Origin of the sequence: Streptomyces gardneri (assembly GCF_006539185.1) — a bacterium.
Taxonomy (GTDB): domain Bacteria; phylum Actinomycetota; class Actinomycetes; order Streptomycetales; family Streptomycetaceae; genus Streptomyces; species Streptomyces gardneri.
In genome coordinates this window covers 1-13,499 of sequence record NZ_BJMN01000097.1, presented here as the reverse complement: position 1 = coordinate 13,499, position 13,499 = coordinate 1, and the positions used below count along the sequence as shown (strand labels likewise).

Below are 13,499 nucleotides of genomic sequence, written 5' to 3'. Positions count from 1 at the left end.
GGTCCCAGCAACAACTTCTTCGCTGCAAATCCCCATTACAGCAGGTCAGTACCGAGATTTCATTGCAACCATTATGCGGACTAACGCAACGAGTTGCAGTCTCGCGTAGCAATGAAGTGAGGGTGAACGCTCTGCGTGACCAGGGGCCGGAGGGCAGCCTGGTCACAGCGCGGCCTGTGGCACGAGCCGAGCTCGGGTTCTTCGGACGCTCGAACGGAGACAGCGAGAACGGGCCGCCCTCCTCGTGACGCGTGTCCGGCTCCCCTCACTAGGGTGGGCACTTCGACATGCACGAGGGGCGGGTGGAACTGTGGCGAGACGGCCGGACGGCGCCGAGGTCGCGGCGGCGGTGCAACGGGTCTTTCGTGGCGGGTTGCTGAGCGGGAAGTCCGCGCTGCAGCCGGAACTGGCCGCCTGGACCGACGCGACCGCCTCCGAGCTGCGCGCCCGATTCGTCGACCAGCCCGACGAATCGTCGGACACCTTCCTGGTCAAGCTGCGCCGACAGCTCACCGGCGCCCCCGACGAGACGATCGCCCTCGCCGCCGAACTGCTCTTCGTGAACATGGCCCCGCTGGTTCCCGAACAGATCGGCCTTCCGAAGAAGCTCGAGATCCTCGGCGAGGTGCTGTCGTGGGCCGACCGCCCCATGGACGTGCACCCGGACCTGAAGCCGGCTCTGAAGGGCTTCCTCCACGGTGGGCAGGGATTCCTCAACTACCGCTGGGCGCAGTTCCAGATCCTGGTCCTCCTCGTGGAGCGGCTGGCCGGCACGGAGGGCCCGGAGCGGGAGGAACTTCTCGACGACCCCTGGCGGTTCCGGACCCTCTGCTTCGACATACAGGACTCGATCGGCCACAAGAAGGGCCGCGCCCAGATCCACGTCCTCCTCTTCACGCTCTTCCCGGACTGGTTCCAGCCCATCGCCAGTGCCCACCACAAACACGAGATCCTCAAGGCGTTCGCGGAAGAGCTCCCCGACCCCACCGCCAACGACGACAAGGACCTGCTGACGCTCAGCAGAACGCTGGAGGCCCAGACCGGCCAGCCCGTCGACTTCTACGACGAGCCCTGGGTCGGCCGCTGGCGCAAGGGCGCCGTGCAGCACGAGCAGCGCGGCTGGCTGGTCCGCGGCCACAATGTGGACGGGCACGACTTCATCCCGGCCTGGCTCGACCAGGGCTACTGCTCGGTCTCCTGGCGGGAGGCCCCGGAGATCCCCGCCGGCGCCACCAAACAGCAGGTCCGGCAGGCGGTCGCCGAGGCCGTGCCCGAGGCCACCGCCCAGATGCGCGCGGCAGCCGCCTACCAGCTCCATGTCTTCCTGACCGTCATGCAGCCGGGCGATCTGGTCGTCACCGTCACCCCGGACGAGGTGCACGTCGGTACCGTCCAGGGCCCACCGACGTACGACCCCTCCGAGGGCCTCGACAACGCTCGCCGCCTCCCGGTGCGCTGGGCCACCGCGGAACGCCCCCTCGTCCGGGCCGACCTGCCCGAGAAGGTTCAGGCACGGCTGCCCTTGCCGCCGACGGTGTACGACATCAGCAGCGTGGCGGCCGAGCTGGCGGAACGCGCGGGCCTGGAGGCCGTGGTCGCCGAGGAACTCGCGGACGTCGACGTCACCAAGCCCCTCGAACTACCCCCGGTCACCCAGGAGCTGGCGGACGAACTGCTCCTGCCGCTGGAGTGGCTGCGGCAGACCGCCGAACAGCTTCAGGACCAGCTCCAGCTGGTGCTGCACGGACCGCCCGGCACCGGAAAGACCCACGTCGCCCGTGCGCTGGCCAGACATCTGGCGGGCCCGGACCGGATGGAGCTGATCCAGTTCCACCCCTCCTACACCTACGAGGACTTCTTCGAGGGCTTCCGGCCCGTGCGCGGCGACGGCGGCTCGGTCGTGTTCGATGTGCTGCCGGGCCCGTTCAAACTGCTGGCCGAGCGGGCGCGGAAGGACCCGGCGAACCCGTACGTCCTGATCATCGACGAGATCAACCGGGCCAACCTGGCGAAGGTCTTCGGCGAGCTGTACTTCCTGCTGGAGTACCGCGAGGAACCCGTCACCACCCTGTACAGCCCGCACGACCCGTTCCATCTGCCCGGCAATCTCTTCCTCATCGGCACGATGAACACCGCGGACCGCTCGATCGCGCTGGTCGACGCGGCGATGCGACGCCGCTTCGCCTTCCGTCGGCTCTCCCCTGAGAAGCCGCCGGTGCAGGGTCTGCTGGCCCGCTGGTTGCACGCCCGCGGCCTGCCGGACACCGCCGCCCGGCTGCTGGACGAGCTCAACTCCCGCCTCGGCGACGCCGACCGCGCGATCGGCCCGTCGTACCTGATGAAGCCCGGCGCGGCCCGCCCCGGGGGCCTGGACCTCATCTGGCGCACCCAGATCCTGCCGCTCCTGGAGGACCAGCTCCACGGTACGGGGGTCGACGTCGAGGCGGAGTACGGCCTGGACTCCCTGCGCGCAGCCGTCGCGCCGCCGGACCCGCCTGCCGGCTCCCCGTTCCCGGCTGTCGAATCGTGAGCACCGACCTCACCCTCACCGTCCGGGAGATCGGCCCCGGTACCCCGTACGAGCTGACCGGCGACCAGGTCGCGGCCCTGGTCGCGGTGCCGGACTTGGTAAAGCTGACCCCAGCACCGGGCGGGCGCTGGAACGTGCGCGGCAACCAGAAGGTGGGCCTCGTCCGACTGCGTACGCGATCAGGCGGGGCGATCCATCTCCGGCTGCGCCCCAAACTCGGCATCAGGGACCTCCTCTTCCTCCTCTCTTACGCCCCCACCGACCCCTGGCACCCGGAGCCGGTCACCGCGGCCACCGCGGACGAGCTCCTCCCCGCTCTCGCCGACCTGCTGGCCCGCACCGCCCGCCGCACCCTGGAGGGCGGCGTCCTGCACGGCTACCGCGAGGTCGCGGACGAGCTCCCCCTGATCAGGGGCCGCATCCGCACCACGGACCAGCTCCGCCGGACCGGCCTGCCGCTGCCGATATCGGTCCGGTACGACGACCACACTCCGGACATCCCCGAGAACCGCATCCTGCTGGCCGCCCTGCATCTGGCCGCCCACCTGCCGGACGTCCCCCGGCCGACCCGCCTGACCCTCCGCCACCTCGCCGACCGCCTCCACGGCGTCCGCCGCCCCCACCCCGGCGAACCCCACCCCTCCTGGACCCCGACGCGACTGAACTCCCGCTATGCCCCGGTCCTCCGGCTGGCCGAACTGCTGCTGTCCGGCCGCTCGATACGGCCGGAGGGAGGCGCACCGACCTTGTCGGACGGCTTCCTGCTGGACCTGGCAAGGGTCTTCGAACGCTTCGTTACGGTGACGCTCGGCGAGGTCCTGGCCCGCCAGGGCATCCACTGCGCGCCCCAGGACGTCCACCGCCTGGACGAGGCGGGCAAGGCCCCCTTCCGCCCCGACCTGGTCCTGTACCGCGGGGGCCGCCCGATCTCGGTGATGGACGCGAAGTACACGTTCCTCAAGGTCACGGCCCCGCCCGTGGACCACCTCTACCAACTCCTGGCCTACTGCACCGCCCTGGGCATCCCCCACGGCCACCTCGTCTACGCGGCCACCACCCCGGGCCAGGCCCCCACCGACCACCTGATCCGCAACTCACCCGTCACGATCACCGCCCACGCCCTGAATCTGAACGACTCACCCGCCGGACTCCTGGCGCAGATGGCCACCTTGGCCGCCCTGGCCGCCAGAACAGCGGCAGTCGACAGTGAGCAAGACCGGGGGAAACTGTGAACCGACCACTGCTGTTCCTCGACGTGGACGGGCCGCTCAACCCTTATGCGGCCAAGCCGGAGAGACGCCCCGACGGTTACACCACGCTCAGAGTGCCCCTGGACAACCGGGCCCATGAGGAGGGCAGGGGCCTCTCGTCCAGGCGGCGCCCCCTGAGGGTCTGGCTCAACCCGGAACACGGCCGACTCCTGCTCCGGCTCCATTTCGAGCTGTGCTGGGCCACCACCTGGATGGACGACGCCAACCGGTGGATCGCACCGGTGCTCGGCCTTCCGGAACTTCCCTTCGTCGACTTCGGCGACGTCCTGCTCCAGGAGCGCCCTGACGGGGTCCATTGGAAGACCGGCCCGCTGGTGGAGTATGCCGACGGCCGCCCTTTCGCCTGGGTCGACGACGAACAGAGCGAGCTGGATCAGGTGTACGTGACCAGCCACCACCACGGGTCCGGGCTGCTGCACCACGTCAACCCTCGGGTCGGCCTTCTGGAGAACGACTTCCACACGCTCGCCGACTTCGCCCGATCCATGGACACCTGAGCACCCCGGCCCGTGGGGCCTATCGGGTTCGTCGGGCTCGTGCCGCCGTCTGCCGCAGCAGCAGTACGGCGGCCGCCGGCGCCGGGGGACCGGAGCTCCGTGTCGCGACGGACGCGCCCGCGCGGCGTACCGCGTCGAGGCGGAGACGCTGGACGCCGATGAGGGCCTGGATAAAGGGCCGGTACGAGGGTTCCACCACGTCTGTCAGGCAGGCAGCCGCGATCAGGTCGGTGCCGGCCAGGTCCGCCTGCTCTGCGACGAGCCGGCCCAGCGCCGCGCCGGGCCGGGTGAGATCCGCGCCGTGGCGCGCGACCGCGTCGGCGGGCACGCCCGACCGGCCCGCGCGTACGTCCTCGGACAGGTCCTCGAGGAAGTCGAAGCGCTGCATGGCACGGATGAGCTGGTGGCAGCCGCCGGTGAACACGGTCCGTGCCCCGGCGTCTACGGGCGCGAGGAGGCAGGCGGTGAGCATCAGCGCGGGCAGCGAGTACTCCCGTACGTACTGCTCCAGTTCGTCCTCGTCCGCGATGGTCCGCCACGTGACCTCACGCTCGCAGCCCTGAAGGAACTCCTCCACGTAGCCCCGCACGTCCGGGTGGCGCTCGGCGGTACGCACCAGGCAACGCAACACAGGCAGCCCGGAGTCGCCTTCGGCGAAGGCCTTGTGTACGAGGCCGCCCCACTGCGTGAGTGCGGCCGCGCGTTCGTCGGGTGTCCCGCGGTCGATCCGGTCGTCGGTGTCGTGCATGAACGCGACGGCGGCCATTACGTGCGGCACCAGCGCGGCGGGGAGCAGCAGCCGCGCGGCCGCGTACTCGGCCGTCGCGAACTTCCGCACCGCGTGCCGCTGCTCGGTGTAGTCCCGCCGTAGCCGCGGCTCCTTGATCCCGGCCCGGTCCAAGGCCCGCTTCCACATGCCGATCTCCTGTCGTCGTCGGCTGCGAGCCTACGGGCCCGGTCGGCGAATGCCGGGGGCGCCCCACGCCGCACGGGGCGCCCTTCGGCCCTCGCCGCCCTATCCGACCTCCTCCGGTCGATGCTCGGGAGGGCCTTCCGTTCGGCGCCCGCTCTCCGTACGGGGTCCGCTCTCCGTACCGGGTCCGCTCTCCGGTCGGCGCTCGCCCTCCGAACGGCCGTAACCGCCATCGTGCGCGCTCGGGGTGTCGCGGGACGACGGCTGGCCTGCGCCCCCTTGGCGCCAGGCGGAGTAGAGCACAGCGGAGGCAGAAGCCAGCGCGATGACTTGATCGGAGGGCAGACCAAGCGCGATCAGACCGGCAGGTACGGCGATGACAAGCGAGAGCGAGCACAGGGCCGCGGTCCGCTGACGCATCAACTTCCCTTCTCACGTGGGGATTCCTGGTGGGAGCAACCACAGTGGAGGAGCAGTCGGAGGTCGGGAAGTTCGATCCTCTGATCAAGTAGATTGAATGCCTTACTGTTTGGATCGAATCACTGGAGGCCGACACGATGGAGCGTCGCAGACGAGGCGGCCAGTGGTCGGAGCCGGACCCCGAGCTCAGTGAGCCGATGCGCGAGATCGTCTCGCTCCTCCGGGGACTCATCGACCTCAGCGGAATCCGGCTGAAAGGCGTGCGTCAACGCCTGCTGGAGGAGCACGAGAGCGGCCCTCGTCCACCGTCGTACCACGTGCTCTCCGAACGACTGCGAGGCAGGGGACTCCGGAACAATCCCTGGCTCATCTACGCGATCATCGCGGCCGTCGCCCCGGCTCAAGACCAGGAAGCTCTGAACGAACAGGTGCAGAAGCACCTGTCGGACAACCGGGCCGCCCCCACGACCACCCAGCCACAGGAACAGCGCGGCTCCACCCCAGGCACCCACGCCGTCCCGGCGGAGCGAGAACTGCTTGAGACGCTGCGCCGGAACCAGAGCCTGGACAAGAAGGTCAAGCTCCTGGAAGCCCGCCTGGCACGCAGGGACAAAGAGGTCCAGTCCCTGAAGGAGCAGCTCGCCAAGGCCTCACGTCAGCCCGCCGCCCCACCCCCGGAGGGCAGACCGGCCACCGAGCGCAAGGCGAGCACGGGAACCGCCGCAGACGGCCACACCACCCCGGGCAACGCTGCTTCTGCCACCGGCTCCGCAAGCGGCCCCAGCCCCGCCGACGCGTCCGCCGTGGCCGATGCGCTGCGCGCCATGCCGCATCTGCGGACGGTGACAGGGACAGCCCTGCGCGACGCGTTCGACAGCGTGCTCGACGGCCCGCGGACGGGGCGGTTCGATCCCGCCACCCTCGGAAAGGCCGAGAAGTCGTTCCTCGGCTCCAGGGCCACCCTCACGCTGCTGAGAGCGTGGGGCTTCCAGCCAGGCGACGAGTCGGATGCACTCATCGCCGGCCAGGACGTGACGCTGAAGTTCACCGCAGGCACCACCTGGACTGTCACGCCCGGACAGATCGGCCGAGTCTGCCTGCTGGTGTCGGCCGACGACCATGCCTCCACCTTCAGCCTGGGGGTCCTGCGGATAGGCCCCGAGCACGTCAGCAGAGCAGCCAACCGCGACTTCAAGCGGACGCTCTCCGTAGCGGGGCGGCAAGCCATCACCTGGATCCTCCGGGATACTCCTCTCCCGGAGAACACCCTCCTGCACCTCCCGGAACAGCTCAGAGCCCAGATCTTCGCCACCGAGCCAGGCCGAGGAAGCGCCGCCCGCACGCACACTCTGTTCGGTCTCGTGCAAGGACGGATAATCAGCCGCGCCACCGTCGCCACCGTCGCCATGACGTCGGACTATCCGAGACGGATCAGAGACGCCCAACGTGAGCTCCGCCGCAGCGGAATCGTCGTACTGGGCGGCAGGGAATCCGCGCTCGCACGAGGTCTGGGCCTACCTGCGCCAAGCGGCGAGGAATGGATCAGCCAGAGGCTCACCCGCTTGCGTCCTCACCAGGGCGACGTCCCGCACATCCTCCTGGCCGGCGAGCCGTGGACCGTTGCCGGCCCCGACGATCCGGTCGAGGAGATCCCGTCCCCCTTCACCCCCTGACCACCGCCCACGCGAAGGGCACCAAGCTGGAGCGCACGGTCACGGTCCCGTGGCCGTAGGCGGGGCTTCCGCTCGGTTCCCTTCTTTCCCTCACGCGATCAGCGCTCCACGCAGGCCCTGCCGTATGGTGCGGACCGAGTGTCAGTGGGGGATGTGAACCTATGGTCATGGATCACGACGAGGAGCTGATGCGCGGCAGGGTCTACGGCCAGGAGCACGACGACCCCCACCCCGGTCCGCAGCCGGGCCGCGCCTACACCGAACTGACAGGAGGCCCCCTCGACGGCCTTCTGCTCGACATCACCGGCTGGAGCCCCGACCGCATCAGCGCCGGGGCCGCTCTCGAGACCGGCCTGGGGCGCTACGGAGCCACCGGCCGGTCTCTGTACCAGCCACGTCCCGGCGCCACGCACCATTTTCGACTGGGCCGGCGACATCCATGCCTGAGGTCTGGTCGACTGGGGCCTGTCTGGAGTTGTGATCGGTGTCGGAGATTGTTCGATGTGGCGTGGCGGTGTGCGCGGCCGCCGCGGCGACGGCCATTGCTGCGGCCCACCGCTGCAGCCCGGTGGTGTCGGTGGCGGTCTATAGCCTTTCGCAATGATCCGTAGTGTGTTTGAGCAGCGTCCGCTTGATGCTGCCGTCGCTGACGCCGGGAGCGCGACGCTGGAGTTCGACCGGGCCAGGGCCTGGTTGCGCTCTGCGCTGGTTGGCGCCGTGGAGCCGTTGGGTGCCGAGGTGTGGGTCCTGGATACAGCCCTGGAGCAGATCGTGCTGGTCAGGCATCCGTGGCGCGGTCTCGTCCCGCCAGGTGGCAAGGTTGAGCCCGGAGAGTGTCCGCGTGATGGCGCGGCCCGGGAACTGGCCGAGGAGACTGGGCTGCGGCCACGGTTGTTGGAGCGGCCCGCCGCGGTGGCGGTGCGGTCGTTCGGCCCGGGTTTGCCGGAGACGCTGTCCCTCTCCTATGCCGCGATCGGCGACCCGGAACAGCCGCTGATCGCGGAGGACGGGCAGCACGCGGCCTGGATGCGGCTGGACCAGGGCTGGGAGAGTTGCTTCCCCGATGACGTGCTGCGCGTCCGACAGTACGTGAAGCTTCTGAGATCGGGTTCCTCTGCCTGGTGAGTGTGGCCGTGCCTGTTTCTGTGATGTCGTCTTGCGGACTTCGGGCCGCGGCCGGTTCGGACGCTGGTAGAACGCTGCTGTGACGCGACGGGAACTGAGCGACAGCGAGTGGGAGTTGATCGGGCCGTTCTTGCGGGCTGACCAGCAAGGTCCATCTTGCGGCGGACCGGCACTGTCGCCCGTTGGCCTTCGTGCTCACGCCCAGGCAGGCCGCTGAGAGCCCACGGTTCGTCGCCGTGCTTGAAGAGGGCAAGGTGCGTGGGCCCGTCGGTCGTCCGCGGACCAGGCCGCGGTGGCCACCGATAAGGCGTACTCGTCGCGCGGCAATCGTGCCTACCTGCGCAGACGCGGTATCAAGGCGGTGATCCCGGAGAAGGCCGACCAGGCCGAGAACCGAAAGAAGCGCGGCAGCGCCGGCGGGCGACCGGTCTCGCACGACGCCGAACAGTACAAGGACCGCAGCACCGTGGAGCGCTGCATCAGCAAGATCAAGGCATGGCGAGGCCTGGCAACCCGCTACGACAAGACACCCGAGAGCTACATGGCGGGGCTTCAACTGCGCGGATCCATCATCTGGATGCGCAGCCTCGGCCCCGCCAAGTGATCACGACTCCAAACAGGCCCTAGCACTCCGGTGTGACGTTGCCATCTACGCGCTGGAGGGGGCGGAGAGCCGCTGCCGGTAGTGGCTGCGACGGGCCGAGGGTTGGTGGCTTCCGCGGCTTCCGTGGCTTCTGCGCCGGATCGACCAGTGCCGCCTTGACCTGCGTGCGGAAGGCCCCCGGCGGCGACCCAACTGCGGGGAGGTGGATGACCTCCGGTAGGTCGCTGAACAGCGGATGCGGGCCTCCCGGACCCGGATGCTTTCCTCCAGGACGCCGGGTCCGAGCTGCTCACCGGACGTGTCGGCACCGCCGAGGAAGCCGCGGCGTATCTCTTCGTCTTGACCAACGCCTACGTCACCGGCACCACGCTTGCGATAGACGGCGGCGGCGCCCTGGTCTGACTTTGGCGCCACACACAACAGCCAACGGAGCAACGCCGCACGGACGCGACGCGTTCATTGCCGCGGCAGTCGACGGCGCGAGGCCGATGACCGTCACACAGGCGTTCTCCACGGCAAGGCGGCGCGCAGCAGGCAGCGGCAGCGCACGAACCGGCCCCACTACGTGAGCCGGCCGCGCCCCATGCCGCGCGATGCGACACCCGCTTCTAGGATCTGAGGCATGGCGACAAGACTGGTGCAGATCAACATGAAGGCCCGGGACGACTCCGCGCTCGGCAGGTTCTGGGCGGAGGCACTCGGTTGGGGTGTCGACAGCGAGGGGCCCGGCGTGACCAACCTCGAACCCGTGGGCTTCGCCTACCCCGACCCCACGGCCGTCTGCATCGACATCATCGCCCGCCCGGAACCCAAGACAGTGAAGAACCGGGTGCACCTTGATCTCGCCACCACCTCGACGGCCCACCAGGCGGAGCTGGTCAGTCGTCTGAAGGACCTCGGCGCGACGCTCGCCGACGTGGGCCAGGGTGATGTCCCCTGGATGGTCATGGCCGACCCGGAGGGCAATGAGTTCTGCGTCCTGGAGCCCCGTCCGATCTACCAGGACACCGGGCCGATCGCCGCCGTCGTGGTCGACTGCACCGACCCGCGAGGGATGGCCCGGTTCTGGGGGGAAGCGATGGACTGGACGGTCCACGAGGTCACTGACGGCCACGCGACCATGCGTTCCGCCAAGGGCGTCGGCCCCTACCTGGAGTTCCTCCGCACGCCCGACACCAAGAGCGTGTGGAACCGCGTCCACCTCGACATCCGCCCCTACCCCGGTGACGACCTGGCAGCAGAGGAAGCCCGACTGCGCTCCCTGGGCGCCACCGACCCCGGTATCGACCAGTCCGCGATCTCCTGGACGGTTCTGGCCGATCCGGAGGGCAACGAGTTCTGCCTCCTCACCCCTTGCTGACCCTGAGCCACCGCCACCCTGGACGGCCGGTCCTGCCCCGAAAGCCGGGGGGATGACGAGCTGGACGGCGATGTCCCCAGCGTGAACGCCGGGGAGAAGGTCAACGCTGCTCCCACTGCTCCTTGGTGATCTCGTACCGCACGCCCCCGTGCTCGGAACCCTCGATCGTCTCCATGTCGGGAGGAGTGGGGATGGTGTCCACGAGCCTCATCGACAGCTTCTCCATGACATTGCGCGAACCGCGGTTCACGGTCATCGTCTCGGCCCAGACCATGCGCACCCCGAGCTCGGCGAACCCCTTGCGCAGCAGACCCTGCGAGACCTCGGTGGCATACCCCACGCCCCAGGACGCCTGCCGCAGCCGGTAACCGAGTTCGGCCTCGTCCCGCGGGCCATCCGCCTTGGGACGCAGGCAGAACCAGCCGATGAACGCGCCACCGTCCCTCTCGTACGCGGCGAAAAGGCCAAGATCGCCGTCCCACTTCTCGTAACCGGCGATGATGTACGGCAGGTGGCGTTCGCGGATGATCTCCGGGGCGGTCGCCTCGCCCCCGCTCAGGTAGCGCATCACCGCCGGGTCGCTGTCCAGCTCGATGAGCAGGTCCGCGTCGCCGGCCGTGAAACGGCGCAGGGTCAGGCGCTCGGTCTCCAGGTAAGTGTCCACGGAGGGGATGATGTCCGAGGCAGGCAGGGCCGATCAACGGCTTTTCCCCGACACTGTCGCCGGCGCTCGCGGCGCCCTTCGCCAGCCGCTTCGACTCCACAGGGCCGGCGGCATCACCGCACACCGAGAGGGTCTTGGGCCTGTGCTCAGTTGCCCTCGGCGGCTGATGGAGCCTCGCGGGTCATCGGCAGTGTGGGCAGTTTCCCGCGCCAGAGGTAGCTCTCGCCCGCGATCTCAAAGCCGTGGCGTTGGTAGAACCGGATCGCCCGTTCGTTGTTGTCGACGACTCCCAGGCGGATACGTGCAGATCCTGCCCAGGTGAGGAACTCGGTCATCATGTGGCCACCGAGTCCGTGCCCCTGGGCTTGGTCCAGCAAATACATCGGTCCGAGGGTTATCGATTCTTGTTCCTGGTGGCCGCAGAGATAGCCGACGATCTCCGTCTTGGACCGAACGACACGGCAGAAGTGCGAGGCAGGGTATTGCTGGTTTGCCGCCTCGATGAACTCCCGCCACTCCGCGATACCTTCCGCGGTGGCGGACGAACCGCGGTGCTCGCGGATCCAGGCCTCATCGATCCCTGCATCTGCGTTGAGGTAGTTTCGCAGCCAGTTCTGCAGGTGCAAGGGCCCCAAAGCCGCCGCGTCGTCAGGATGAGCGGCAGTGATCACATAGGTCATGCAAGATCATACCGATGCCCTGGCCACGTCACCACGCAACTGCCCCAGGGAAGATCACCCGGCTTTGGGGGTGTTCTCGTACGGCTAGCGCGCCGGTCAGGCGACCTTGTGGCGCTGGGGCGTCTTCCGTGTCTTCACCCCGCAGGCGACGAGTGTCAGCCCCACGGCGACGACGCCGAGGTAAGCGGTGGACGGAAGGTCGACGACCTTGTGCATCCAGCCCCACTCCGTGCCGAAGAAGGTCTGCGAGGCGAAGCTGACGAGCCCCTGGGCTCCTACGACGTAGCCGATGCTTTCGACGGTGTATCCAATGGTTGTTCGCACGGATCAACCCTCTCGCGGCGGTGCCGCGAGGTCGTCCTCCGCAGGGCCGAGAACGCACTAGTCCCAAGGATGCAGTCGCCTGCGGAGAGCACCCGCCCGGAGAGCAGACGCGCGCTGGATGCCCTGTGCAAAGCCCTCGGGCGGTCAGCAGCGGAATAGCACTCGGATCAGCAAGCAGTCGCCGGGCACACCGAGCAGGTAGGCGTCGGCGAACCCGAACCGTCGACTACACGGCCCCGGCCAGCCCCGCGGTCCGCTCCGTACACTTCCCCGCGCCCGGTCCGGACGGCGAGGTGTGGAGCTACGACCAGAAGACCTGGGTCTGGAACACCGAGCTCGCCCTGGGATCGATCAACCTCAAGGTCGACATCGCCGGCCCCAACGTCCTCTACGTGCGGACCGTCAACAAAGCCGGGAACATCTCCGCCCCGACCACGTACCTCTTCTACGTACGCCCCCGACCCGGCGTGGACAAGCCGGGTGACGTGACCGGCGACGGCTTCCCCGACATCCTCGCCATCGACGGCGCCGGCAACCTCCGCACGTACGCGGGCGACGCGACCGGTGACACCGACGCCTGGCTGCCCGGCGCCGTGGACGGCGACAAGCCCGTTGCCGGCGGCTACTGGAAGGACGCCTCCGGCAAGCCGGCACTGATCAGCCACTCCACCGACTGGTTCCCCGGCGATGGCATCACCGACCTGATCGCCCGCATGCCCGACGGCAAGCTGTACGTCTACCCCGGCGACGGCGCCGGCCGCTTCGACATGCCCGCCGCCTGGAGATCCTGCTCCCGGCAGGCGCTCGGGACCCTGCCACCCTCACCCAGATCGTCACCACCGAGGACGCCACCGGCGACGGCCTGCCGGACGCCTTTGCGCGTGCCGGAGACGCCTTCTGGGCCTTCACCGGATACACGGGAGGCAGCAAAGCTGATGTCGGCGACCGGCTGGACCGCCAAGGACATCGTCGGAGTCCGCGACATCTCCGGAGACGAGGTCCCTGACCTGCTCTTCCGTGACAACGCCGACCTGAACCGCACACTGGCGCTGCGGAAGGGGAAGCCCGGTCCGAGCGGTGGGGCCGATCTCAATTCCCTGGCCACGGCGTCCGCGTCCGAGGGCGCCCAGGACAACACCTACGCGACGACCGGCTGGGGACGGGCGGCCATCCCCATGGTGCTGGGCACACCGGACGCCAACGGCGACGGCGTCCCCGACTTCTGGGCCGTGAACCCGATCGGACACCAGTACCTGATGCGCGGCGGCACCACGCAATGGCTCGGCGACGCCAGCGGCCGCGACGAGGACGACTGGCACACCTTCCTCACCATCGGCTAGCGCCGCGACACCCAGGCACCCGTGAGCGAGGCCGCAGCTTCAGCACTGCGGCCTCGCTCACGGACGCCAGCGCCTCCGGCCGCAGTCAAGAACGAATG

11 protein-coding genes and 1 pseudogene are annotated in these 13,499 nt (G+C 69.1%); 8 read left to right on the top strand and 4 right to left on the bottom strand.

The window, feature by feature from the left end:
* Positions 1-310: 310 nt before the first annotated feature.
* From SGA01_RS40030 to SGA01_RS40020, 3 genes are read left to right on the top strand one after another with little or no spacing between them, the layout of a single operon-like run.
* Positions 311-2,530, top strand: a complete 2,220-nt coding sequence (locus SGA01_RS40030; protein ID WP_141303292.1) for an McrB family protein — start codon at positions 311-313, stop codon at positions 2,528-2,530.
* Complete coding sequence (locus SGA01_RS40025; protein WP_141303290.1) at positions 2,527-3,762, top strand: McrC family protein; 1,236 nt, start codon at positions 2,527-2,529, stop codon at positions 3,760-3,762. Before SGA01_RS40030 ends, SGA01_RS40025 begins: the two co-directional genes overlap by 4 nt.
* Positions 3,759-4,298, top strand: a complete 540-nt coding sequence (locus SGA01_RS40020; RefSeq protein WP_141303288.1) for a hypothetical protein — start codon at positions 3,759-3,761, stop codon at positions 4,296-4,298. Before SGA01_RS40025 ends, SGA01_RS40020 begins: the two co-directional genes overlap by 4 nt.
* A gap of 19 nt (positions 4,299-4,317) precedes the next feature.
* Here SGA01_RS40020 and SGA01_RS40015 read toward each other — a convergent pair whose 3' ends face one another.
* Positions 4,318-5,214, bottom strand: a complete 897-nt coding sequence (locus SGA01_RS40015) for a squalene/phytoene synthase family protein (protein WP_141303286.1) — start codon at positions 5,212-5,214, stop codon at positions 4,318-4,320.
* A gap of 614 nt (positions 5,215-5,828) precedes the next feature.
* On the opposite strand from SGA01_RS40015, the gene SGA01_RS40010 reads away from it, so the two are divergent.
* From SGA01_RS40010 to SGA01_RS39985, 4 genes and pseudogenes are all read left to right on the top strand, one after another.
* A complete protein-coding gene (locus SGA01_RS40010; RefSeq protein WP_141303284.1) occupies positions 5,829-7,304 on the top strand; it encodes a NaeI family type II restriction endonuclease in 1,476 nt (491 codons plus the stop codon).
* 600 nt (positions 7,305-7,904) lie between these two features.
* Positions 7,905-8,429: an NUDIX domain-containing protein gene (locus SGA01_RS40000; RefSeq protein WP_141303282.1), complete on the top strand. Its 525-nt coding sequence runs from the start codon at positions 7,905-7,907 to the stop codon at positions 8,427-8,429.
* 134 nt (positions 8,430-8,563) lie between these two features.
* A pseudogene (locus tag SGA01_RS39995) lies at positions 8,564-9,033 on the top strand (transposase); the annotation flags it as partial.
* A gap of 622 nt (positions 9,034-9,655) precedes the next feature.
* Entirely contained in the window at positions 9,656-10,393 is a 738-nt protein-coding gene (locus SGA01_RS39985; RefSeq protein WP_141303280.1) for a VOC family protein, read from the top strand.
* 100 nt (positions 10,394-10,493) lie between these two features.
* Here the strand turns inward: SGA01_RS39985 and SGA01_RS39980 are convergent, their stop codons facing one another.
* The 3 genes from SGA01_RS39980 to SGA01_RS39970 all read right to left on the bottom strand — a co-directional run bounded on the left by SGA01_RS39980 (position 10,494) and on the right by SGA01_RS39970 (position 12,061).
* Complete coding sequence (locus SGA01_RS39980) at positions 10,494-11,057, bottom strand: GNAT family N-acetyltransferase (protein ID WP_141303278.1); 564 nt, start codon at positions 11,055-11,057, stop codon at positions 10,494-10,496.
* 146 nt (positions 11,058-11,203) lie between these two features.
* A complete protein-coding gene (locus tag SGA01_RS39975) occupies positions 11,204-11,737 on the bottom strand; it encodes a GNAT family N-acetyltransferase (RefSeq protein ID WP_141303276.1) in 534 nt (177 codons plus the stop codon).
* 96 nt (positions 11,738-11,833) lie between these two features.
* Complete coding sequence (locus SGA01_RS39970; RefSeq protein ID WP_141303274.1) at positions 11,834-12,061, bottom strand: hypothetical protein; 228 nt, start codon at positions 12,059-12,061, stop codon at positions 11,834-11,836.
* 293 nt (positions 12,062-12,354) lie between these two features.
* On the opposite strand from SGA01_RS39970, the gene SGA01_RS39965 reads away from it, so the two are divergent.
* Positions 12,355-13,401 (top strand): hypothetical protein, encoded by a 1,047-nt coding sequence (locus SGA01_RS39965; protein WP_141303272.1) that lies wholly within the window; start codon positions 12,355-12,357, stop codon positions 13,399-13,401.
* Positions 13,402-13,499 lie beyond the last annotated feature (98 nt).